Raw genomic sequence first — 21,610 nt, forward strand, 5'->3', positions numbered from 1 at the left:
AAAGCAGGGTACAAGAGTGAGTACAGAAATGGTTGTAGGAACAGGCTCAGGTTTAGCAACGAGCCCACAAACATCAGGTGTTCAAGAGGAACATAAGCCGGGCTTAATGGGCGCGCTGGGCGGGGTCGATTTACTACGTCAAGTGACGATGATCTTAGCCCTCGCTATCTGTTTGGCCGTAGCCGTTTTTGTGATGATTTGGGCGCAAGAGCCTGAGTATCGCCCGCTTGGACAGATGAGCACCGCAGAGATGGTGCAAGTATTGGACGTACTAGATAAAAATAAAGTGAAGTATGAAATCCAAGGCGATGTCGTCAAAGTTCCAGAAGACAAGTTTCAAGATGTAAGAATGTTATTAAGCCGCGAAGGGCTCGATAACCAAGAAGCCAATAATGACTTCCTAAATAAAGACAGTGGTTTTGGCGTGAGTCAGCGCATGGAACAGGCTCGCCTGAAACATAGTCAAGAGCAAAACCTCGCTCGCACCATTGAAGAGTTAAAAAGTGTAACTCGCGCTAAAGTGATTTTAGCCTTACCGAAAGAGAACGTCTTTGCTCGCAACCGCTCTAAGCCCAGTGCTACCGTGGTTGTTAGCACTCGTCGAAGTGGTCTTAGCCAAGAAGAAATTGACTCGATAGTCGATATTGTTGCCTCTGCGGTGCATAACCTTGAACCCAATAAAGTAACAGTGACCGATGCCAATGGTCGCCTGCTTAACTCCGGCACTCAAGATGGCAGCTCGGCTATAGCACGTCGCGAGCTTGAAATTGTGCAGCAGAAAGAGTCTGAGTATCGCACTAAGGTCGAATCGATTCTTATGCCAATCTTGGGGCCTGAAAACTTTACTTCTCAGGTTGATGTCAGCATGGATTTTACCGCCGTAGAGCAAACGGCTAAGCGCTATAACCCTGATTTGCCCGCGTTACGCAGCGAGATGGTGGTTGAGAATAATTCTGCTGGCGGCTCCAGTGGCGGGATCCCTGGTGCGCTTTCTAATCAGCCTCCAATGGAGTCTGATATTCCTCAAGAGGTGAAAGCTGAGGAGGCTACAAAGCAGGTTTCAGGTAGCAGTCACAAAGAAGCAACACGTAATTTTGAGCTAAACACCACCATTAGTCATACCCGTCAACAAGTTGGCACCCTAAGGCGCGTGAGCGTGTCGGTTGCAGTTGACTATAAGAATGGCCCTGTTTCGGAAGATGGCAGCGTGACTCGCGTACCACGTACCGAGCAAGAGCTAGCTAATATTCGTCGTTTACTTGAGGGCGCAGTGGGTTTTAACACTCAGCGTGGCGACATTATTGAAGTGGTCTCTGTGCCGTTTATGGATCAGCTCATCGAAGAGGCGCCAGCCATTGAGATGTGGGAGGAACCTTGGTTTTGGCGTGCGGTTAAGTTAGCGCTCGGCGCGCTAGTGGTTATCGTATTAATCGTATTTGTTGTTCGCCCAATGCTGAAAAAATTAGTTTACCCAGATAGTATCAAAATGCCAGATGAGCCTCAGACTGGGGGAGAGCTTGCAGAAATCGAAGATCAATATGCAGCCGATACGCTAGGCATGTTACAGCGCCCCGAAGCGGAATACAGCTATGCCGATGATGGCTCGATTTTAATCCCAGATCTACATAAAGATGATGACATGATTAAAGCGATCCGTGCACTGGTGGCTAATGAGCCTGAACTATCGACCCAAGTCGTGAAAAATTGGTTACTTGAAGATGACAAATAATACTAATTTAGAAGCTAAGTCAGAAGCAGAAGGCTTTAAGACAAGTGATTTAAGTGGCATCGAGAAAACGGCAATTTTGCTGCTAAGTTTGAGCGAGAGTGATGCCGCCTCTATCTTGAAACACCTAGAACCTAAGCAGGTACAGAAGGTGGGGATGGCGATGGCGGCAATGCAGGACTTTGGCCAGGAGAAGGTCATTGGCGTTCATAAGCTGTTTCTCGATGAGATCCAAAAGTATTCCTCCATCGGTTTTAACAGTGAAGAGTTCGTCCGCAAAGCACTTACGGCGGCATTAGGTGAAGACAAAGCTGGCAACCTGATTGAGCAGATCATTATGGGTGGCGGCGCCAAAGGCTTGGATTCACTTAAATGGATGGATGCTCGTCAGGTGGCGACAATCATCCAGAATGAACACCCGCAGATCCAAACTATCGTTCTGTCTTACCTCGAGCCAGATCAGGCTGCGGAGATTTTTGGCCAGTTCCCTGAAAATACGCGTTTAGACTTGATGATGCGTATCGCTAACCTCGAAGAAGTTCAGCCTGCCGCATTACAAGAGCTTAACGATATCATGGAGAAACAGTTTGCTGGTCAAGGTGGTGCTCAGGCGGCTAAGATGGGCGGCCTAAAAGCTGCGGCAAACATCATGAACTATCTCGATACTGGAGTTGAGAGTCATCTGATGGAGACGATGCGTGAATCCGATGAAGAGATGGCGCAGCAGATCCAAGACTTGATGTTTGTGTTTGAAAATCTCATTGATGTCGATGACATGGGTATTCAGGTACTGTTGCGTGAAGTTCAACAAGACGTATTGATGAAGGCGTTAAAAGGAGCCGACGATCAACTCAAAGATAAGTTACTCAGTAACATGTCTAAGCGTGCAGCAGAGTTACTCAGAGATGACCTAGAAGCAATGGGGCCGATTAGAATTAGTGAAGTTGAAGTCGCTCAGAAAGAGATTTTATCTATTGCTCGCCGTCTAAGCGACAGTGGTGAGATTATGCTTGGCGGTGGAGGCGGTGAAGAGTTTCTATAATGACTGACCCTAAAAAGCCGCAAGGCGCCAGTATCAATACAAGCGATGAGTTTGTACATTGGGACCTGCCAGATATAGTTCAGCAGCGTGCGCCCTCCTCACAGAATATGTTCGGTCGCCACAGCTTGCAACTGCAAGTTGAGGAGCAAGCTGAGGTTGAATCAATCTTGCCGCCGACATTAAGTGAAATTGAAGATATTCGTGCTCATGCCGAACAAGAAGGCTTTGCAGAGGGGCAAGAGAAAGGCTACGACGAAGGCCTTGAAAAAGGGCGCTTAGAGGGACTCGAACAGGGGCATAACGAAGGCTTCTCCCAGGGGCAGCAGCAAGGTTATCAAGAGGGACTACAGGCGGCATCCGAGGCACTGCAACGTTTCGAGAACCTGTTGAGCCAGTTTGAAGCTCCCTTATCAATTTTAGATACCGAAATTGAGAAAGAGTTGCTCAATACCTCGATGGCGTTGGCAAAAGCGGTTATCGGTCATGAATTGAAAACCTATCCTGAGCATATCTTAGCGGCCTTGCGTCAGGGCGTTGACTCTTTGCCGATAAAGGAGCAAAAGGTCAACATCAGAGTCACTCCCAGTGACGAAGCGCTGATCTCTGAGTTGTACTCTCAAACCCAGCTAGAGCGTAACCGTTGGGAGATCGAAGCCGACCCCAGCTTAACTGCCGGAGATTGTATTATTACCAGCGGTCGCAGCCATATCGATATGACGCTCGAAACGCGTATGCAGCATGTCTTTTTAGAGTTAGATAAGCATCAGCAAGATCTACAACAGTTAAAAGAGCAGCAAGAGGACGCCTTGCTTGCGCAAAGACAAACTAAGGCTCACGAACAAGCGGCTACAGTCGAGCCAAGATTAGATGTTCAGCAGCCAGAGTCTAACGCTGTAGACAGTGGCCAACCAACCGCAGCTATCGAGGCTAATGAAGGTGAGCATGCAGACCCGTCAGCACCAACTCCGTAATAAGTTAGCTCAGCATCAACAAAAAGTGCATCCATTTGTGGTTGAGGCTAGTGGCCAATTGGTTCGCGTAGTGGGCTTGACCCTCGAGGCAACGGGTTGCCGCGCTGCCGTGGGTAGCCTCTGCGCCATCGAAACCATGTCGGGCGATCTGATTGCCGAGGTCATCGGATTTGATGATCAGCTGCTTTATCTGATGCCTATCGAAGAGCTTCGTGGCGTTCTGCCGGGAGCTAAAGTGACGCCATTAGGTGAACAGTCGGGTTTAAACGTTGGCCTGTCTCTGCTTGGACGAGTACTCGATGGCAGTGGTTTACCTATCGATGGTTTAGGCAATTTAAAGACCGATCAGAAAGCCTCCAGTCATGCTCCCGCCATTAACCCCCTCGCAAGACGTGCCATTAGTGAGCCACTCGATGTTGGCGTCAGGGCCATCAACTCGATGCTGACCGTGGGTAAAGGCCAACGCATGGGCTTGTTCGCTGGTTCGGGGGTTGGTAAGAGTGTGTTGCTCGGCATGATGACCCGAGGAACCACCGCCGACATCATTGTTGTGGGACTCGTCGGCGAGCGTGGCCGAGAAGTAAAAGAATTTATCGAAGAGATCTTAGGCCCAGAGGGGCGTGCGCGCTCGGTTGTTGTCGCCGCGCCAGCCGATACTTCACCTTTGATGCGGCTTCGCGCCTGTGAAACGTCAACTCGCATCGCCGAATACTTTCGCGATCTCGGATATAACGTGTTGTTACTGATGGATAGCTTAACCCGTTATGCCCAGGCGCAGCGTGAAATTGCGCTGGCTGTAGGTGAGCCGCCAGCCACCAAAGGTTATCCGCCATCGGTGTTTGCCAAGTTACCTAAGCTCGTTGAACGTGCGGGTAATGGCGGCGGCAAGCAAGGTTCAATTACCGCCTTCTATACCGTATTAACCGAGGGGGACGACCTGCAAGATCCGATTGCCGATGCTTCTCGGGCAATTCTCGATGGCCATATCGTGTTGTCACGAAGTCTGGCCGATTCTGGGCATTATCCGGCCATCGACATCGAAGCGTCAATCAGTCGTGTCGCGCCTATGGTGATAACGCCAGAGCATTTAGAGGCGATGCGTAAGGTGAAACAGGTTTATTCCCTGTATCAACAAAATAAGGATTTGATCTCCATTGGTGCCTATAGCCAAGGCAGTGATCCACGTATCGACAATGCGATTCGTTTGCAGCCTGCTATGAACGCCTTTTTAAGACAAACCATGAAAGACTCTGTGACCTTTGAAAGCAGCACCTTGATGCTGACTCAGTTAGGAGCGCAATGCCAAGCATAATGCCCCTTGGATTAATGCCTCTTAAGGAGGTTATCTACTATGGCTAGAACCGAGCCTTTATTGATGGTGCTTAAGCTTAGCCAAGAAGCGGAGGAGCAGGCTTCATTGCAGCTTCGTTCGGCTCAACTTGAGTGGCAAAAGCGCCAGAATCAGCTAGAAGCACTGCAAAATTATCGTCTCGATTACATGAAGCAGATGGAGCAACAGCAGGGACAGAGCATTAGTGCTAGTAACTATCATCAGTTTCATCAATTTGTTCGCCAAGTCGATGCGGCGATCGTGCAGCAGCTTAATGCGGTGCAAGATGCAGATAATCAGCGTCAGCACAGGCAGGTGCATTGGCAAGAGAAGCAGCAAAAGCGCAAAGCGGTTGAACTACTTTTAGCCAATAAAGCCGCCAAGGCACAGCTTGCCGAATTACGTGCAGAGCAAAAGATGGTCGACGAGTTCGCCTCCCAGCAGTTTTACCGAAAGAAACTGCGCTAAGTCCCTCCTTTTTTACACTCAGAGCAGGTGTCATTGCCCCTTATATTTCAGGGGCGATTATTGGCATTATTATTGCTTTATCTAATCATGATTGGCGAAATTAAGCGGTATTTTGACATTTGGTTGGCTAGCCAAATGTATATTGATGAGTGAATGGAGATGGAATGCAGCAGATGACCAATGTTTTACTCAGTAGTCCTGATTCGAGTAGAAAGGTAGCTGATAGTCAAAGTAAGTCTACTGAACCTAAGACAAGTTCTCATGGTAGTTCTAATGGTAGTTCTAATGTTAGTTCTCAAGGTGGAAGTTTTTCAGCTGCGCTAGACAGGGCGAGCGGCAATGCATTCGATAAAAAGCCTGTCGATAAACCAAGTTATGCCTCTGCAGCTGAACGGCAAAAAACCGAACAACAAGCCGATAAGACTCAATCATCCAGTCAGAAGGACGTTATAGATGATCCCGAGGCTATTGGTGAGCAAGCCTCAAACGGGGTAGTGAGCCAAGCATCACATGACGTATTAAATGAAGAGAAAAGTGAATTAGCACCAGGCTCTGACGATGTCAGTCAGATTTTTGCGCAGATTAATTTAGCAAATAACCTAGCGAATAACGTGGCGAATAACCTTGGCGGCGATTCACAGCTTGCCGTTAACGGCGAAAGTTTGCCGTTATCAGCTGAGCAGCTTGAATCCAACTCATCGAAGTTAGAGCAACCCAGCGATGAGCTAGCCGTTAGTGATTTATCTGATGAGGCGCTTATCGCTTTGAGTTTGCAATCTGGGCTGTCAGAGCAAGAACTTAGTAAGCTTTCATCCTCAGAATTAAAAGCCCTGTTACAGCAAGGTCAAATGCTTGATGCAAGCGGTGGCTTAAAGCCTGAATTCGCTGTGGTTTCGACCTTACAGCCTAGCACCGGAGAAATGAGCAATGGTGCAAATAAAGCTGAAGGGACAACCATGGCCGATAAAGCGGCAATCAGCAGCACGGTGACAGACACCAAGAGCCCTAACGCAGTCGACGTAAAAGGGATACATACTGGTCGCGATATTTTCGGTAAAGAGGTATCAGGGCAAGGAGCAAATCAAGTCATTGCAGACCAAGCTAAAGCTGCCCAGAATGCTGATGGGGCGAACGCAAATAATGTAACTAATAACATGCCAACCTCGCTGGAACAGTTAAAAGGCGCGGAGCTTTCGGTACGCACAACAGCCAGCCAAGCCGGGCTTGAAGTAGGCTCATCGGGTATGACTGAGTCTGGGGCGCAGGATCTGAAGTCTTTCACTGGATTGCAGAGTCAACAACTTCATCAGCAGGGGGCGAGCCGCCAAGAACTGCCTCAGTTTAACTTGTCGTTAAAACCTGTTGGCGAACAGGCACCGCAAATGCAGCAGATGATCCAGCGTTTTTCCCCGGTGATGAATCAGCAGTTAATCACCATGGTTAGCAAGGGGATCCAGCAGGCTGAGATCCGTCTTGACCCACCAGAGTTAGGTCACATGATGGTGCGCATTCAAGTTCAGGGTGACAGTACACAGGTGCAGTTTCAAGTGAGCCAGCATCAGACACGGGAACTCGTTGAACAGGCGATGCCTAGACTACGGGAAATGCTGGCTGAGCAGGGAATGCAGTTGACCGATGGCCAAGTATCACAAGGGAACGGTGGAAACAGTCAAGGTGAGCAAGGTCTTGGCAATAGGAATGGTCATGGTGAGTCTGAAACGGATGAAATTTCAGCAGAAGAGATGCTTGCAAGGTCAAATTTATCAACAAGTTCAGCTTCAGGTATAGATTATTATGCATAAGCAGGTAACCTATAGTGGCAGTAGAATATTGATAAAGAGTGTTGAACCCATTAGCACTCCAGCTAGGGATGGAAAATGGCAGAAGAAGCGGCTTTAGAGTTAGAAGACAGCGTCAAACCAAAAAGTAAAAAGAAGCTGATTATATTTGGTGTGGGCGGTGTTGTCCTGCTGATTGCTATCGCAATTACGGTGTGGATGTTGTTAGGGTCGGATGAGGCCTCAGAGTCAAGTAATGCAGCAGAAGGGGCCGTGACAGAGCAAGCGCCTAGAACTGGGGAAGCCTTTTACGCGGCGATGCCAAGACCTTTCCTTTTCAATCTGTCAGACAATGGTCGCACTCGTTTGGTTGAGATCAAGGTGCAGTTGATGGTTCGCGGTAACGATGATGACACGCTGATCCGCAAACATATTCCGCTGATCGAAGATGCGCTGCTCACCACCTTTAGTGGAGCGGATATTCAAAAGCTAAGCTCTCCTGCAGGCAAAGATGAATTACGCCTGTTAGCGCTGCGTAATGTGCAAAACACTCTACAGCCTGTAACGGGGCGTACTGTGGTTGAGAAAGTATTGTTTACCGGTTTTGTTATGCAGTAAGGCCCCGCTCAAAAGGGAGGGACTATTGCTAGTAATGAAAGCGATTATTTTTTATAAGTAAAGGCGATATCGTGAGTGATTTATTAAGCCAAGACGAAATTGATGCACTGCTCCACGGAGTCGATGATGTCGAAGAGGACATGATTGACGACAACGAGCTTGACGCACGTTCATATGATTTCTCGTCTCAAGACAGAATCGTACGTGGTCGTATGCCAACGCTTGAGATCGTCAATGAGCGTTTTGCTCGCCACTTACGGATCAGCATGTTTAATATGATGCGCCGCGCTGCGGAGGTATCAATTAACGGTGTTCAGATGCTTAAGTTTGGTGAGTACGTACATACCTTGTTTGTACCGACCAGCTTGAATATGGTGCGCTTTAGCCCGTTAAAAGGCACGGCGCTGATCACCATGGAAGCTCGCCTAGTATTTATTTTGGTGGATAACTTCTTCGGTGGTGACGGCCGTTTCCACGCTAAGATTGAGGGGCGAGAGTTTACCCCTACCGAACGCCGTATTGTGCAACTACTACTCAAGATTATCTTCGAAGATTATAAAGATGCTTGGGCGCCAGTGATGGAAGTGCAGTTCGATTACTTAGACTCCGAAGTTAACCCAGCAATGGCAAATATTGTTAGCCCCACAGAAGTGGTGGTGGTCAGTTCATTCCATATTGAAGTCGATGGCGGTGGTGGTGATTTCCATATCACTATGCCGTACTCCATGATTGAACCCATTCGTGAACTGCTTGATGCGGGGGTACAGAGTGATACTCAAGACACCGATATGCGTTGGTCTCAGGCACTGCGTGACGAGATCATGGATGTTGATGTCGGTATTGATGCCACCATCGTTGAGCACAAGGTCACGCTAAGAGAAGTACTAGAGTTCAAAGCGGGTGATGTTATTCCGGTTGAGCTGCCAGAGCATATCATTTTAAAGGTTGAAGATTTGCCGACCTACCGCTGTAAGATGGGCAAAGCCAAAGATAATTTAGCATTAAAAATTTGCGAACAAATTCCAAGACCAGAAACGGTTAAGACAGAGTTGCAGCTGGTGACCCACAAGGGCCGTGCTCGCGAACGTTCCGAGATATAAGGTGAAAAGTAAATGAGTACAGATAGCGGTGATGATTGGGCTGCGGCGATGGCCGAGCAAGCGATTGAAGAAGCCAAAGCGGTTGAGCTAGACGAGTTTAGCAGTGATGCAGCGCCACTGACCGAAGACGAAGCATCTAAGCTTGATGCGATTATGGATATTCCGGTCACTATCTCGATGGAAGTGGGTCGAAGTTTTATCAATATTCGTAACTTACTACAGTTAAACCAAGGATCTGTGGTTGAGTTAGACCGTGTCGCAGGTGAGCCACTGGATGTAATGGTTAACGGTACCTTAATCGCCCATGGTGAGGTGGTTGTGGTAAACGATAAATTCGGTATTCGTCTAACGGATGTGATTAGCCAAACTGAGCGGATTAAAAAGCTCAAGTAATAGGGACGTTAGATGAGTTTTCAATTGGTTTTAGCCAGCGTGGGAAGTGCAGCGACTCAAGCTGAAACGCCAGCCACTCCCTCGAGCATAGCAACACTGTCGAGTATGGTTGGCGGCTTGATAGTCGTTTTACTATTAATCTTCTTTCTGGCTTATCTGGTTAAGCGCTTTAATTTGGTGCCGAGTAGCCAAGGGGTATTAAAAACCCTTGCGGTTACCCCATTAGGGCAGAAAGAGAAGTTAGTACTGGTTGAGGTCGATGGGCAGCAATACCTGCTTGGTGTGACGCCGCAGCAGGTCAGTCTCGTCGATAAGCTAACAAGCCCAGTCGAGATCTCGCCAGAGTCTTTTGCCACCCGCCTACGTCAAGCCAAGACGTCACAATGAAGACATCACAATGATGAAACGGATTTTACTTATAGTCGCTGTGGCGCTGTCGTTAACAGCGCCCACAGCTCTGGCTGAAAGTGGCATTTTACCTGCGGTAACCGTGTCAACTGGAGCCGATGGCTCTACTCAATACTCGGTCACCATGCAGATCTTGCTATTGATGACGGCGTTAAGCTTCATCCCGGCAATGGTCATCATGTTGACTTCATTTACCCGCATTATCGTGGTGTTATCGATTCTTCGCCAGGCGATTGGTTTGCAGCAGACCCCGTCCAATCAGGTGTTGATCGGCATCAGCATGTTCCTGACCTTTTTTATTATGTCGCCGGTATTCGACAAGATTTATGATCAGGCAGTGCAGCCATATATTGAACAAGGAATGCCACTGCAAGATGCCTTTAAATCGGGGCAAGGCCCGCTTAAAGACTTTATGCTGGCCCAGACCCGCTTGACCGATCTTAATACCTTTATTGAAATTTCAGGCTATCAAAATATCAATGAGCCTGAAGATGCTCCTATGACAGTCATTATTCCGGCCTTTATCACCAGTGAGCTTAAAACCGCATTTCAGATTGGTTTTATGCTGTTTGTGCCATTTTTGGTACTGGACTTAGTGGTTGCGAGTATTTTGATGGCCATGGGTATGATGATGCTATCGCCGATGATCGTGTCATTGCCGTTTAAGATCATGCTGTTTGTATTGGTTGATGGTTGGAGCCTAGTGATGGGCACCTTAGCTAACAGTTTCGGATTATAGGTGAGCCATGAATCCTGAGTCACTGGTTGATATCTTTCGAGAAGCACTGGCCGTTATCGTGACGATCGTGTCGATGATCATTGTGCCAGGTCTTATCATAGGTCTTGTGGTGGCAGTATTTCAGGCGGCGACCTCAATTAACGAACAAACTTTGAGTTTTCTTCCCCGTCTACTGACTACCTTATTAGCACTCATGCTAATGGGGCACCTGCTGATCCAGATAATGATGGATTTCTTTATGCAGATGGTAGACATGATCCCTCAGGTGATAGGTTAGATATGCGTATTTATTCTATTACCCATAGATTTAAATAGATGGAGATCTTACTCGATACCATCATGAACGGCATCGCAGGTTATCTGTGGCCGTTAACGCGAATCTCTTGCATGTTCATGGTGATGGCGGTATTTGGCGCCACCACAACACCGACTCGGGTGCGACTACTATTATCGGTCACAGTTACTGCGGCGGTTGCGCCAGTTTTGCCCCCCATGCCGACTATCGACCTATTTTCTTTAAGCGCAGCATTTGTCACCGCTCAGCAGATCATTATTGGCGTGGCCATGGGGTTTGCGACTCTGCTATTGATGCAAACTTTCGTATTGACCGGTCAGATCATCGGTATGCAGACCAGCCTTGGTTTTGCATCCATGGTTGACCCTAGCTCGGGACAACAGACGCCAGTTATTGGTAACTTCTTTTTGCTATTGACCACGGTGATCTTCTTGGCCGTAGACGGTCATCTACTGCTGATTAAAATGGTCATCGCCAGTTTTGAGTCGATTCCCGTGTCGATGCAGGGGTTAAGCTTGGCAAGTTATCGTCTATTCACCGAATTTGTCGGTTATATGTTTGGTGCAGCTTTGACTATGTCAATTTCTGCCATTGTAGCGCTGCTGACTATCAACCTCTCTTTTGGCGTGATGACACGAGCATCGCCCCAGCTAAACATTTTTGCCATCGGTTTTCCGGTCACCATGGTAGCGGGACTATTTATTCTCTGGTTAACGCTGTCGCCTATTATGTCTCATTTCGATGAGGTATGGAGTGAAACTCAAATTTTGCTCTGTAATGTGCTCGAGCTGCAATGTCGTGTCGATGGCGGGCTTAATTGATGATTTCCCGTCATGTAACGAATCTCACTATTTGTCTTCGCTCTCGCATAAGAGGAGGGCTACTTTAGATGGCAGAGAATGATAGTAGCCAAGAAAAAACAGAGGAAGCAACCTCCAGGAAGTTGCAACAGGCCAAAGATAAAGGGCAGGTTGCACGTTCTAAAGAGCTAGGCACATCGGCTGTGCTTATCGCTTCATCGGTAGGCCTGCTGATGACAGGGCCTAATATTGCTCAGGCGATGCATAACATAATGAGCAAGCTATTTACCATGAGTCGAGATGAGATCTTCGATACCAGTCAGATGACCAATGTCTGGGGCTTGGTGGGCACTGAGTTAGCCGTGCCGCTTATGGGATTTATTACGTTTTTAGCATTGATTGCCTTTGCCGGTAATATCGCTCTCGGTGGTATGTCTTTCTCAGTAAAAGCTTTTATGCCAAAGGCGAGTAAGATGAGCCCAATCGCGGGTTTTAAGCGGATGTTCGGTGTTCAGGCGCTGGTTGAACTGACAAAAGGTATAGCAAAATTTTCTGTGGTAGCGATCACTGCCTATCTGCTGCTTAGTATCTATCTTGACCGCATCTTGATGCTGTCCCAAGACCATCTACCGGGCAATATCTATCATGCTCTGGATCTTATTGTTTGGATCTTCATTTTGTTATGTGCTTCGACGTTTCTGATTGTGGTAATCGATGTGCCCTTTCAAATTTGGAACCACGCCAAGCAGTTGAAGATGACCAAACAGGAGGTCAAAGATGAATATAAAGATACCGAGGGTAAGCCTGAGGTAAAGGGACGCATTCGTCAGCTACAGCGTGAAATGGCTCAAAGGCGTATGATGGGCGAAGTACCTAATGCCGATGTGATAGTGGTGAACCCTGAACATTACGCCGTTGCGGTTAAATATGATGCGGCGCGCTCTACAGCTCCTTTCGTGGTGGCTAAAGGGGTAGATGAGGTGGCCTTTAAAATTCGTGAGATAGCACGTGAGCATGATGTTGCGATTGTGTCGGCGCCGCCACTTGCCCGTGCTATTTACCATACCACTAAAATCGATCAGGAGATCCCAGAGGGCTTGTTTACCGCTGTAGCGCAAGTCTTAGCCTATGTATTCCAGTTACGGCAATATCAAAAAGGCAAGGGCAGACGTCCCAATCCCATTCCTGTCAAGCAACCTATCCCTGACGAATTGAAGCATTAGCGTAAAAATCCGTCACTCAAGAGCTAAGCTGTTCTTTGCGAAAGCCTTTCAGGTTATAGTTATACCGCCAGTATCAGGTTGAAGTTGGTACGATACTTGCTTTGTAGGTCGTTAGACGTCAAAGATCGGACTCAGGGTGAATGGAATTTAAAGCAAGTCTAGGGCAATTAAAACAGATAAAGCCCGCACAATTAAAAGGTATTGGTACACCATTATTGGTCTTAGCCGCTCTGGCTATGATCATCTTGCCTATGCCTGCATTCCTGCTCGATATCCTTTTTTCATTCAATATCGCACTGGCATTAGTCGTTCTATTGGTAGCTATCTATAGTGACCGTCCCCTCGATTTTGCCGCATTTCCTACCGTATTGCTGGTTGCCACGCTGCTTAGGCTTGCACTAAACGTCGCTTCAACGCGAGTGGTGCTGCTAGAAGGCCATAACGGTGGTGACGCTGCGGGTAAGGTGATTGAAGCCTTTGGCTCCGTAGTTATTGGTGGTAACTATGCCGTGGGTCTCGTGGTCTTCTTAATCCTTATCATTATTAACTTTGCCGTTGTTACCAAAGGTGCAGGGCGAATTTCAGAGGTGAGTGCTCGCTTTACCCTAGACGCCATGCCTGGTAAGCAGATGGCTATTGATGCCGACTTAAATGCTGGCCTGCTGAGCCAAGAAGAAGCGCGTGCTCGCCGCGCCGAAGTCACCCGCGAGGCCGACTTTTATGGTGCGATGGACGGTGCTTCCAAGTTTGTAAAAGGTGATGCGGTCGCCGGTATCTTAATTCTTGTTATCAACATCGTCGGCGGCTTTATTATTGGTATGGCGCAGCACGATCTCGATTTCGCTACGGCGGCAGAGATCTACACTCTGTTGACGATAGGTGACGGCCTAGTGGCACAGATCCCAGGCTTACTATTGTCGATAGCAGCGGCCTTGATGGTGACCCGCCAAAACGAATCTGGTGACATGGGCGAAATGGTCATGAGCCAGATGTTTGACAGTCCTAAGTCACTAGCCATTGCCGCAGCGGTTATGTTTGTGATGGGTATTGTTCCTGGTATGCCACATTTTGTGTTCCTCTCATTTGCAGCTATCGCAGGTGGTGCGGCTTACTTCATTAAGAAAAAGCAAGATACAGATCGTGAGCGTGCACTTGAGCTTGCTAAGTCAGGGCCTGCAGAGCCAAAAGATGCACAGCCAAAAGAGCTCAGTTGGGACGATGTCCAACACGTTGACACTATCGGGTTGGAAGTGGGTTACCGTTTAATTCCTCTAGTGGATAAAGGCCAAGGCGGAGAGCTACTTGGACGCATTAAGGGTGTGCGTAAGAAGCTGTCTCAAGAGCTAGGTTTCCTAGTGCCAGCGGTACATATTCGCGATAACTTAGATCTATCTCCCAATGCCTATCGGATCTCATTGATGGGAGTGGCATCGGGCGAGGCGGAGATCCGTCACGATTGTGAACTTGCGATTAACCCGGGCCAGGTCTATGGCAAGCTCGATGGTATCGAGACCAAAGATCCTGCCTTTGGCTTAGATGCGGTTTGGATCGCTCCTGAAATGCGAGAGCATGCCCAAACCTTAGGCTATACGGTTGTCGACGCCTCAACGGTAGTGGCCACTCACATCAGCCAACTATTGACCAATAATGCAGCCAAACTACTGGGTTATGAAGAAGTACAGCAGTTACTTGAAATGCTAGGTAAACACTCGCCTAAGTTGGTGGATGGCTTTATTCCAGATGTGATGCCGCTAGGTACTGTGGTGAAAGTGATGCAGAACCTGCTGAATGAAGGTGTCTCTATCCGAGACATGAAGACCATAGTTCAAACCTTATTGGAGTATGGTCCTAAGAGCGGCGATACCGAGGTGTTAACCGCAGCGGTCCGTATTGCACTAAAACGTATGATAGTTCAGGAGATCAGTGGCCCAGAGCTCGAAATCCCTGTCATAACTTTGGCGCCAGAGTTGGAACAGATGTTGCATCAGTCAATGCAGGCAACGGGAGGCGATGGTCCGAATATCGAACCAAGTCTTGCAGAGCGTATGCAGAAGTCACTTGTCGATGCTACGCAGCGACAGGAGATGGTGGGACAGCCCGCAATTTTATTGACATCGGGCATGTTACGTTCAACCTTGTCGCGATTTGTTAAGCATACGATCCCAAATTTGCGAGTCATTTCCTATCAGGAAGTGCCCGATGAGAAGCAGATCCGCATCGTTTCGGCAGTGGGTCAGTAGAGGTCGAATAATTGAAGATTAAAAGGTTTTTAGCAAAAGATATGCGCTCGGCCTTAGCCCAAGTTAAAGAAACATTGGGTTCAGATGCTGTGATCATGTCGAATAAGAAGGTCACTGGCGGCATAGAGATTGTGGCAGCCGTAGACTACGATGAGCCAAAGCCAAAAATTGCGGCGGCAAAGCCATCGGCAGCTATGTTCACCGATTTAGCCGAAGAGAAGGTCACTCTTGGGGCTCGTCCCAATGTGAAAGCCGAAACTCGCGCCGCACCGACGCCCGCTCCAGACTCATTGCAGGCATTATTAGAACGTCAGCAGAGCCGCATTAATCAACAGGCACAACCCACGCGAAGCGATGAGCTTGATATGCCTGAGTGGGCAAAAGGGTTGCAAGCACAACAGAGCAAACATGAGCCAGTAAAAGCAGAGTTTACCCCTAATCGCGCACCTGATAACTTTAATGCGGGCAAACACAACAGTAGCGCCGAGATGGATGCGATGAAAGAGGAGTTAGCCTCGATCAGAAGCTTGCTCACTCATCAAGTTAACACCTTAATGGCCGAGCAGAAGAAGCGTCTCGACCCTGTGGGTGCCATGTTAGAAAGCAAATTGCTTGAAGCGGAATTCTCCCCTGAGATAGCGCAAAAGCTGTCAGGTTTGACTGAACATTACTCGCCAGCTGAGCTGGTCGCTTCTCTGCCACGTTGCTTAGCCAATATGCTTGATAACCAAGGCGACGATATCGTACGTCAAGGTGGAGTGGTCGCTTTTGTTGGACCTACAGGCGTTGGCAAGACAACAACAGTGGCGAAATTAGCCGCACGTTTTGCCGCATATCACGGCTCAGATCAAGTTGCGCTCATTACTACGGACCATTATCGCATTGGAGCCTTTGAGCAATTGGCAACTTATGGCAAGATAATGGGATGCCCTGTAAAACAGGCTCATGATTTTAATGAGTTAGAGCAAATACTTTATCAATTTAGAAACCGTAAGTTGGTACTCATTGATACTGCAGGTATGGGGCAGCGCGATCAGCGATTATTCCAGCAACTCGACAGCTTAGCGGCAAATAGCAGATTACCTATTCGTAGTTATCTGGTAATGTCTGCAACAGGACAGCGCCGAGTATTAGAAGATGCTGTCAAACAGTTTACACGTATCCCGCTTTCAGGCGCGGTACTGACAAAATTAGATGAATCAATTTCATTAGCGCCAGCGTTAAGTGTCTTGATTCAAAATGGGTTGCCTTTAAGTTATGTAACAGACGGACAAAGAGTGCCAGAAGATATGCAGGTGGCAGATACTCTTTCGCTTGCTAAGCACGCGTTAGCCGCATTAGATAACAAACCTATAGAACCATTACAGAATAGTGAAGGGTCACATGAGATGACCTATGCATTTGAGTGAAGCCATGACTCCGGATCAAGCAAGCGGTTTACGTATGATGAATCAGCCAAATAATGAAAAAGTAAAAGTAATCGCCGTATCAGGTGGTAAAGGTGGTGTTGGTAAAACCAGCGTGTCAATTAATACGGCTGTAGCCTTGGCAGAAAAAGGCAAGCGAGTATTAGTTTTGGACGCTGACTTAGGTCTAGCAAACGTCGATGTGATGCTAGGCTTACGTGCTGAGCGAAATTTATCTCATGTTTTATCCGGAGATGCCGAATTAGATGATGTGATCTTAAGAGGCCCTAAAGGAATAGGTATTATTCCAGCCACTTCAGGTACTCAGGCGATGGTGGAACTGACACAGGCTCAACATGCAGGTCTTATCCGTGCGTTTAGTGAGATGAGAACACAATTCGATATCCTTATTGTCGATACTGCGGCAGGTATATCGGATATGGTGCTAAGCTTTTCTCGTGCTTCGCAAGACGTATTGATTGTGGTGTGTGACGAACCGACATCAATTACCGATGCTTACGCGCTGATTAAGATTTTAAGTCGAGAGCACGGTGTGTTCCGCTTTAAGATTGTGGCGAATATGGTACGCAGTCTCCGTGAAGGTATGGAGCTGTTTGCCAAGCTTAGCAAGGTAACTGACAGATTCCTTGATGTCGCGTTAGAGTTAGTTGCAACCGTGCCATATGATGAGAACTTACGTAAGTCTGTGCGCAAGCAAAAGCTGATTGTTGAGGCGTTTCCAAAGTCTCCAGCCGCGATTGCTTATCAGGGACTGGCGAATAAAATCATGAGCTGGCCAGTACCATCGCAGCCTGGTGGACATTTAGAGTTTTTCGTTGAACGTCTAGTTCAACGCCCTGATTATCAAGAGGATAAGTCGGGTGAATAAAGCGGCCGCGTATACTCGTTTTGATAATAAGACGTCTATCGTTGAACAGTATGCACCGCTTGTAAAAAGAATAGCTCACCATCTTTTAGCTCGTTTACCCGCATCAGTGCAGTTAGATGATTTGTTGCAGGCGGGCATGATGGGGCTGTTAGAAGCGTCATCGAATTTTGATGGTAGTAAAGGCGCCAAGTTCGAAACCTTCGCAGGTATTCGAATTCGTGGCTCCATGTTAGATGAGATCCGCCGAGGCGATTGGGTACCGCGCTCAGTACATCGCAACCAGCGCCGGGTGGCACAGGTAATCGATGAACTTGAGCAGGAGTTAGGTCGCGATGCTCGCGATGGCGAAATCGCCGACCGCCTCGAGATCTCACTCGAAGAGTACCACACAATTTTAAACGACGTTTCAGTAGGAAAAGTTGTTGGTATAGAAGATTTAGGCGTGGCAGTTGAAAGTACAAATCCAGAAGACTGCCACCAAGATAATGCTTTTGAATCACTCGCAGAAGTCGAGTTTCATTCAGCGTTAGTCGATGCGATCAAGCAATTGCCAGAAAGAGATGCGCTGGTATTGTCGCTATATTACGATGAAGCATTAAATTTAAAAGAGATTGGGGCCATTCTTGAGGTCAGCGAGTCTAGAGTCAGCCAGATCCACAGTCAGGCGATGCTAAGGCTCAAAGGAAAACTCAAGCACTGGACACAAGAATAATATCAATAATACTTGATACCACATTACACGAGCAATAAAAGCGCGCCCAGCGGAGGAAACCTTGGACAAGAATATGAAGATTCTTGTTGTTGACGACTTTTCAACAATGAGACGTATCATTAAGAACTTGTTACGTGACTTGGGATTTAACAATACCCAAGAAGCCGATGACGGTTCAACAGCCTTACCTATGTTACAAAAGGGCGATTTTGATTTCGTCGTTACCGATTGGAACATGCCAGGCATGCAAGGTATTGATCTATTAAAGGCTATTCGTGCCGATGATAACCTCAAGCACCTGCCCGTATTGATGGTGACAGCAGAAGCTAAGCGTGAGCAGATCATTGCCGCAGCGCAAGCTGGTGTGAATGGCTACGTGGTTAAACCTTTTACCGCTGCCACACTAAAAGAGAAATTGGACAAAATCTTCGAGAGACTCGGCTAAGCAAGGATGAGCTATGCAGCAACAATCTTCAGCGCTGATTACTCTTGAGCAAGCTGAGAGGCTAGTTGCGCTCCTAAGTCAAGGAGAGCAAGAAAGTGCAGATGAGTTGGTCAGAGAAATTGCCGCGCCAATTCAAAAGGATCTCTTCGATGAGGTTGGACGTTTAACTCGCCAACTCCATAGCGCGATTTCTGATTTTCAGTTCGATACGCGCTTAATCGAGCTAGCCAATACCGAGATCCCAGATGCAAAAGAGCGCTTAACCTACGTCATCGATATGACGGAGCAAGCAGCAAACAAGACGATGGATGCGGTCGAGGAGTGTTTACCTCTGGCAAGCGCACTTAGCGACAATATTCAAGCAGTAAAACCGGCGTGGGATAAGCTCATGCGTCGAGAATTACCGCTAACTGAATTTAAAACGCTATGTCATGACATCCAGCAGTTTGTCGAAAGAAGTGAGTCGGATGCGAGTCGGGTTAAAGAACTTCTGAACCAAATTTTACTGGCGCAAGACTTTCAAGACTTAACCGGACAGATGATCCGTCGAGTCATCGAGCTCGTTAGGGAAGTTGAAAATAGTCTGGTGTCGATGTTGACCGCATTTGGTGAGCAGCCAGCAACAGCGACGAACGACAATCCAAAACGAAATGTTGAAGCGGAAGGTCCTATAATGAACGCCGAGCACCGCCAGGATGTGGTGACAGGTCAAGATGAAGTTGACGATCTGCTTTCGAGTCTAGGTTTTTAAGGGAGTCAAAGAATGTCCTTTGATGTTGATGAAGAGATACTGCAGGACTTTTTGATTGAAGCTGGAGAAATATTAGAGCTTCTACAGGAACAGCTGGTAGCGTTAGAAAATAACCCTGATGATACCGATCTGCTTAACGCCATATTTCGAGGCTTCCACACCGTCAAAGGTGGTGCTGGATTTCTTGGCTTATCCCCAATGGTGGATGTCTGTCATGAAGCGGAGAACACCTTCGATCTACTGCGCACAGGTAAGCGTGGCGTCTCTGCAAGCTTAATGGATGTTATCCTACAAGCGGTCGACTCCATCAACTCAATGTTCGCAGAAACTCAAGCTGGCCAGCCTCAATCTCCAGCAGAGCCTGCATTGCTCACCCAGCTAAAAAAATTAAGCGCAGGTGAGTTGCTCCCATCAGAAATGGCAGACTCTCAAGTCTCGGAACCCGCTCCCGTCGCCGAAGAGGTTGTTGAGCAAGTGCTAGTAGAGCATGAGGTTCAAGAAAGTCGCGCTGTCGAGCAAGCCACAGAAGAAGTGGCTGGCAGTATAGATGATATCGACGATGCCGAGTTTGAAGCCTTATTAGATGCTTTACACGGCTCAGGTAAGGGCCCAGGTATTAGCGAGCAGCCTGCTTCGACACTGGAGCAGCCAGCGTCAGATGATATTACCGATGATGAATTCGAATCTTTGCTCGATGAGCTCCACGGCTCGGGCCAGTTTAAGGCGCCATCGGCCACTCCAGCTAAAATAGAGCCCAGTTCATCGGATGTCGACTCTGACGAAATTACCGATGATGAGTTTGAGCGACTACTCGACGAGTTACATGGCTCTGGTGCAGGTCCTGGCAAGCAATCTAGTGCAAATGTGTCGACAAACGAACAGGCGAATCAATCGACTCCAGTCGTACAGGCAATCACGACCTCACAGCAGGCCGTCGATGTTAAAGCGGAAGCTAAAGTACCCGCTAAACCAGAAGTTAAACCTGAGCCAAAGCCAGAGCCAAAGCCAGAGTTGAAGCCTGTTGCTAAAGCCGCGCCAAAAGCGGGCGGCAACAATATGCCGCAAGCTGAAACAACCGTAAGGGTTGATACTTCAAGACTCGACCAGATCATGAATATGGTGGGCGAGTTGGTATTGGTGCGAAACCGTTTACTAAGTCTTGGGATCTCTCGTGATGATGAGGAGATGTCTAAGGCATTAGCTAATTTAGACTTGGTCACCGCCGATCTTCAAGGTGCGGTGATGAAGACGCGTATGCAGCCAATTAAGAAAGTCTTTGGTCGTTTCCCACGGGTGGTTCGAGATCTGGCTCGTAGTCTCAATAAAGAGATCGATCTTGTGATGGTGGGCGAAGATACCGACCTAGACAAAAACTTAGTCGAAGCGCTCGCCGACCCTCTAGTGCACTTAGTTAGAAACTCAGTCGATCATGGTATTGAGATGCCTGATGATCGCGAGGCTAATGGTAAAGAGCGCACCGGAACCATCACGCTGTCAGCTAGCCAAGAGGGTGACCATATCCTGCTTAAAATTGAGGATGATGGCGCTGGAATGGATCCTGAAAAGCTAAAAGGAATCGCGATTAGTCGCGGTGTGCTCGATGAAGACGCTGCCGCTCGCATGAGCGATGAAGAGGCTTATAATCTGATTTTTGCTCCGGGCTTTTCAACTAAGGTCGAGATCTCAGATATATCCGGCCGCGGTGTCGGCATGGATGTAGTTAAGACCCGTATTACTCAGTTAAATGGTTCGGTTCATATCGACTCCCAGCAAGGAAAAGGCACTCGTCTCGAGATTAAGGTGCCACTGACGCTAGCGATTATGCCAACCTTGATGGTCGAGGTTGCAGAGCAAGTATTTGCTTTGCCATTGTCGAGTGTGAACGAAATTTTCCATCTCGATTTAACTAAGACGAATGTGGTTGATGGTCAGTTAACTGTGATTGTACGTGATAAGGCAGTACCGCTGTTCTATCTAGAGAAGTGGTTATCTCGTAAAGAGTTAGGCTTTAGTCACGGTGACAAACAACATGGCCACGTGGTGATTGTCCAGTTGGGCACCATGCAGATAGGCTTTGTGGTTGACTCACTTATTGGACAAGAAGAGGTGGTCATTAAGCCACTAGGCACGCTTTTACACGGTACGCCAGGAATGGCCGGTGCAACCATTACTTCTGATGGTGGTATCGCACTGATTCTAGATGTGCCAGGTCTACTGAAATATTACGCACGTAATAAGAGCTAACAGGATTAGCGAGGGAATAGCAGGAAAGCGCT

At 47.8% G+C, this 21,610-nt stretch carries 21 protein-coding genes; all 21 read left to right on the plus strand.

From position 1 onward, the window contains the following. Positions 1 to 28: 28 nt before the first annotated feature. The 21 genes from fliF to L1D44_RS05425 all read left to right on the plus strand — a co-directional run bounded on the left by fliF (position 29) and on the right by L1D44_RS05425 (position 21,578). On the plus strand, positions 29 to 1,729 hold the full coding sequence (gene fliF / locus L1D44_RS05325) for a flagellar basal-body MS-ring/collar protein FliF (protein WP_239889165.1): 1,701 nt from the start codon (positions 29 to 31) through the stop codon (positions 1,727 to 1,729). Next, positions 1,719 to 2,768: a flagellar motor switch protein FliG gene (gene fliG, locus L1D44_RS05330; protein ID WP_220768796.1), complete on the plus strand. Its 1,050-nt coding sequence runs from the start codon at positions 1,719 to 1,721 to the stop codon at positions 2,766 to 2,768. The genes fliF and fliG overlap by 11 nt, the downstream gene beginning before the upstream one ends. Beyond that, positions 2,768 to 3,739 (plus strand): flagellar assembly protein FliH, encoded by a 972-nt coding sequence (gene fliH, locus L1D44_RS05335; RefSeq protein WP_239889123.1) that lies wholly within the window; start codon positions 2,768 to 2,770, stop codon positions 3,737 to 3,739. The genes fliG and fliH overlap by 1 nt, the downstream gene beginning before the upstream one ends. Continuing rightward, positions 3,711 to 5,051: a flagellar protein export ATPase FliI gene (fliI, locus tag L1D44_RS05340; protein ID WP_239889124.1), complete on the plus strand. Its 1,341-nt coding sequence runs from the start codon at positions 3,711 to 3,713 to the stop codon at positions 5,049 to 5,051. Before fliH ends, fliI begins: the two co-directional genes overlap by 29 nt. Before the next feature lie 39 nt (positions 5,052 to 5,090). Continuing rightward, positions 5,091 to 5,537: a flagellar export protein FliJ gene (gene fliJ, locus L1D44_RS05345; RefSeq protein ID WP_239889125.1), complete on the plus strand. Its 447-nt coding sequence runs from the start codon at positions 5,091 to 5,093 to the stop codon at positions 5,535 to 5,537. Between the two features lie 164 nt (positions 5,538 to 5,701). Continuing rightward, complete coding sequence (locus L1D44_RS05350) at positions 5,702 to 7,339, plus strand: flagellar hook-length control protein FliK (protein ID WP_239889126.1); 1,638 nt, start codon at positions 5,702 to 5,704, stop codon at positions 7,337 to 7,339. A 75-nt stretch (positions 7,340 to 7,414) separates the two neighbouring features. Beyond that, positions 7,415 to 7,933, plus strand: a complete 519-nt coding sequence (fliL, locus tag L1D44_RS05355; protein ID WP_239889127.1) for a flagellar basal body-associated protein FliL — start codon at positions 7,415 to 7,417, stop codon at positions 7,931 to 7,933. A gap of 71 nt (positions 7,934 to 8,004) precedes the next feature. Continuing rightward, a complete protein-coding gene (gene fliM / locus L1D44_RS05360; protein ID WP_220768801.1) occupies positions 8,005 to 9,033 on the plus strand; it encodes a flagellar motor switch protein FliM in 1,029 nt (342 codons plus the stop codon). Between the two features lie 12 nt (positions 9,034 to 9,045). Next, a complete protein-coding gene (gene fliN, locus L1D44_RS05365) occupies positions 9,046 to 9,426 on the plus strand; it encodes a flagellar motor switch protein FliN (protein ID WP_202719846.1) in 381 nt (126 codons plus the stop codon). Positions 9,427 to 9,438: 12 nt separating this feature from the next. Further along, positions 9,439 to 9,813, plus strand: a complete 375-nt coding sequence (fliO, locus tag L1D44_RS05370; RefSeq protein ID WP_239889128.1) for a flagellar biosynthetic protein FliO — start codon at positions 9,439 to 9,441, stop codon at positions 9,811 to 9,813. 10 nt (positions 9,814 to 9,823) lie between these two features. Next, positions 9,824 to 10,573 carry a flagellar type III secretion system pore protein FliP gene (gene fliP / locus L1D44_RS05375; protein WP_239889129.1) on the plus strand — a complete coding sequence of 250 codons (750 nt, stop codon included), beginning with the start codon at positions 9,824 to 9,826 and terminating at the stop codon, positions 10,571 to 10,573. Positions 10,574 to 10,580: 7 nt separating this feature from the next. Then, positions 10,581 to 10,850 carry a flagellar biosynthesis protein FliQ gene (gene fliQ / locus L1D44_RS05380; RefSeq protein ID WP_239889130.1) on the plus strand — a complete coding sequence of 90 codons (270 nt, stop codon included), beginning with the start codon at positions 10,581 to 10,583 and terminating at the stop codon, positions 10,848 to 10,850. A 38-nt stretch (positions 10,851 to 10,888) separates the two neighbouring features. Next, entirely contained in the window at positions 10,889 to 11,689 is an 801-nt protein-coding gene (gene fliR, locus L1D44_RS05385) for a flagellar biosynthetic protein FliR (protein WP_239889131.1), read from the plus strand. A gap of 68 nt (positions 11,690 to 11,757) precedes the next feature. After that, entirely contained in the window at positions 11,758 to 12,891 is a 1,134-nt protein-coding gene (flhB, locus tag L1D44_RS05390; RefSeq protein ID WP_239889132.1) for a flagellar biosynthesis protein FlhB, read from the plus strand. 140 nt (positions 12,892 to 13,031) lie between these two features. Then, entirely contained in the window at positions 13,032 to 15,131 is a 2,100-nt protein-coding gene (flhA, locus tag L1D44_RS05395) for a flagellar biosynthesis protein FlhA (protein ID WP_239889133.1), read from the plus strand. A gap of 11 nt (positions 15,132 to 15,142) precedes the next feature. Continuing rightward, positions 15,143 to 16,540 carry a flagellar biosynthesis protein FlhF gene (gene flhF, locus L1D44_RS05400; protein ID WP_239889134.1) on the plus strand — a complete coding sequence of 466 codons (1,398 nt, stop codon included), beginning with the start codon at positions 15,143 to 15,145 and terminating at the stop codon, positions 16,538 to 16,540. A gap of 4 nt (positions 16,541 to 16,544) precedes the next feature. Continuing rightward, positions 16,545 to 17,426 (plus strand): MinD/ParA family protein, encoded by an 882-nt coding sequence (locus L1D44_RS05405; protein WP_220768838.1) that lies wholly within the window; start codon positions 16,545 to 16,547, stop codon positions 17,424 to 17,426. Continuing rightward, on the plus strand, positions 17,419 to 18,138 hold the full coding sequence (locus L1D44_RS05410) for an RNA polymerase sigma factor FliA (protein WP_239889135.1): 720 nt from the start codon (positions 17,419 to 17,421) through the stop codon (positions 18,136 to 18,138). Before L1D44_RS05405 ends, L1D44_RS05410 begins: the two co-directional genes overlap by 8 nt. A gap of 61 nt (positions 18,139 to 18,199) precedes the next feature. Then, on the plus strand, positions 18,200 to 18,583 hold the full coding sequence (cheY, locus tag L1D44_RS05415) for a chemotaxis response regulator CheY (protein WP_012276572.1): 384 nt from the start codon (positions 18,200 to 18,202) through the stop codon (positions 18,581 to 18,583). A gap of 13 nt (positions 18,584 to 18,596) precedes the next feature. Next, positions 18,597 to 19,334, plus strand: coding sequence for a protein phosphatase CheZ (locus L1D44_RS05420; protein ID WP_220768810.1), 738 nt, complete (start codon positions 18,597 to 18,599; stop codon positions 19,332 to 19,334). Between the two features lie 12 nt (positions 19,335 to 19,346). Next, positions 19,347 to 21,578, plus strand: a complete 2,232-nt coding sequence (locus L1D44_RS05425; protein WP_239889136.1) for a chemotaxis protein CheA — start codon at positions 19,347 to 19,349, stop codon at positions 21,576 to 21,578. Positions 21,579 to 21,610: the final 32 nt, after the last annotated feature.

The organism is Shewanella sp. Isolate13, assembly GCF_022398325.1.
Taxonomy (GTDB): domain Bacteria; phylum Pseudomonadota; class Gammaproteobacteria; order Enterobacterales; family Shewanellaceae; genus Shewanella.

Bases quoted from the DNA above. Each gene is read 5' to 3' on its own strand.
- fliF (WP_239889165.1), top strand. From the start codon at position 29: ATGGTTGTAGGAACAGGCTCAGGTTTAGCAACGAGCCCACAAACATCA.
- fliG (WP_220768796.1), top strand. From the start codon at position 1,719: ATGACAAATAATACTAATTTAGAAGCTAAGTCAGAAGCAGAAGGCTTT.
- fliH (WP_239889123.1), top strand. From the start codon at position 2,768: ATGACTGACCCTAAAAAGCCGCAAGGCGCCAGTATCAATACAAGCGAT.
- fliI (WP_239889124.1), top strand. From the start codon at position 3,711: ATGCAGACCCGTCAGCACCAACTCCGTAATAAGTTAGCTCAGCATCAA.
- fliJ (WP_239889125.1), top strand. From the start codon at position 5,091: ATGGCTAGAACCGAGCCTTTATTGATGGTGCTTAAGCTTAGCCAAGAA.
- L1D44_RS05350 (WP_239889126.1), top strand. From the start codon at position 5,702: ATGCAGCAGATGACCAATGTTTTACTCAGTAGTCCTGATTCGAGTAGA.
- fliL (WP_239889127.1), top strand. From the start codon at position 7,415: ATGGCAGAAGAAGCGGCTTTAGAGTTAGAAGACAGCGTCAAACCAAAA.
- fliN (WP_202719846.1), top strand. From the start codon at position 9,046: ATGAGTACAGATAGCGGTGATGATTGGGCTGCGGCGATGGCCGAGCAA.
- fliO (WP_239889128.1), top strand. From the start codon at position 9,439: ATGAGTTTTCAATTGGTTTTAGCCAGCGTGGGAAGTGCAGCGACTCAA.
- fliP (WP_239889129.1), top strand. From the start codon at position 9,824: ATGATGAAACGGATTTTACTTATAGTCGCTGTGGCGCTGTCGTTAACA.
- fliQ (WP_239889130.1), top strand. From the start codon at position 10,581: ATGAATCCTGAGTCACTGGTTGATATCTTTCGAGAAGCACTGGCCGTT.
- fliR (WP_239889131.1), top strand. From the start codon at position 10,889: ATGGAGATCTTACTCGATACCATCATGAACGGCATCGCAGGTTATCTG.
- flhB (WP_239889132.1), top strand. From the start codon at position 11,758: ATGGCAGAGAATGATAGTAGCCAAGAAAAAACAGAGGAAGCAACCTCC.
- flhA (WP_239889133.1), top strand. From the start codon at position 13,032: ATGGAATTTAAAGCAAGTCTAGGGCAATTAAAACAGATAAAGCCCGCA.
- L1D44_RS05405 (WP_220768838.1), top strand. From the start codon at position 16,545: ATGACTCCGGATCAAGCAAGCGGTTTACGTATGATGAATCAGCCAAAT.
- L1D44_RS05420 (WP_220768810.1), top strand. From the start codon at position 18,597: ATGCAGCAACAATCTTCAGCGCTGATTACTCTTGAGCAAGCTGAGAGG.
- L1D44_RS05425 (WP_239889136.1), top strand. From the start codon at position 19,347: ATGTCCTTTGATGTTGATGAAGAGATACTGCAGGACTTTTTGATTGAA.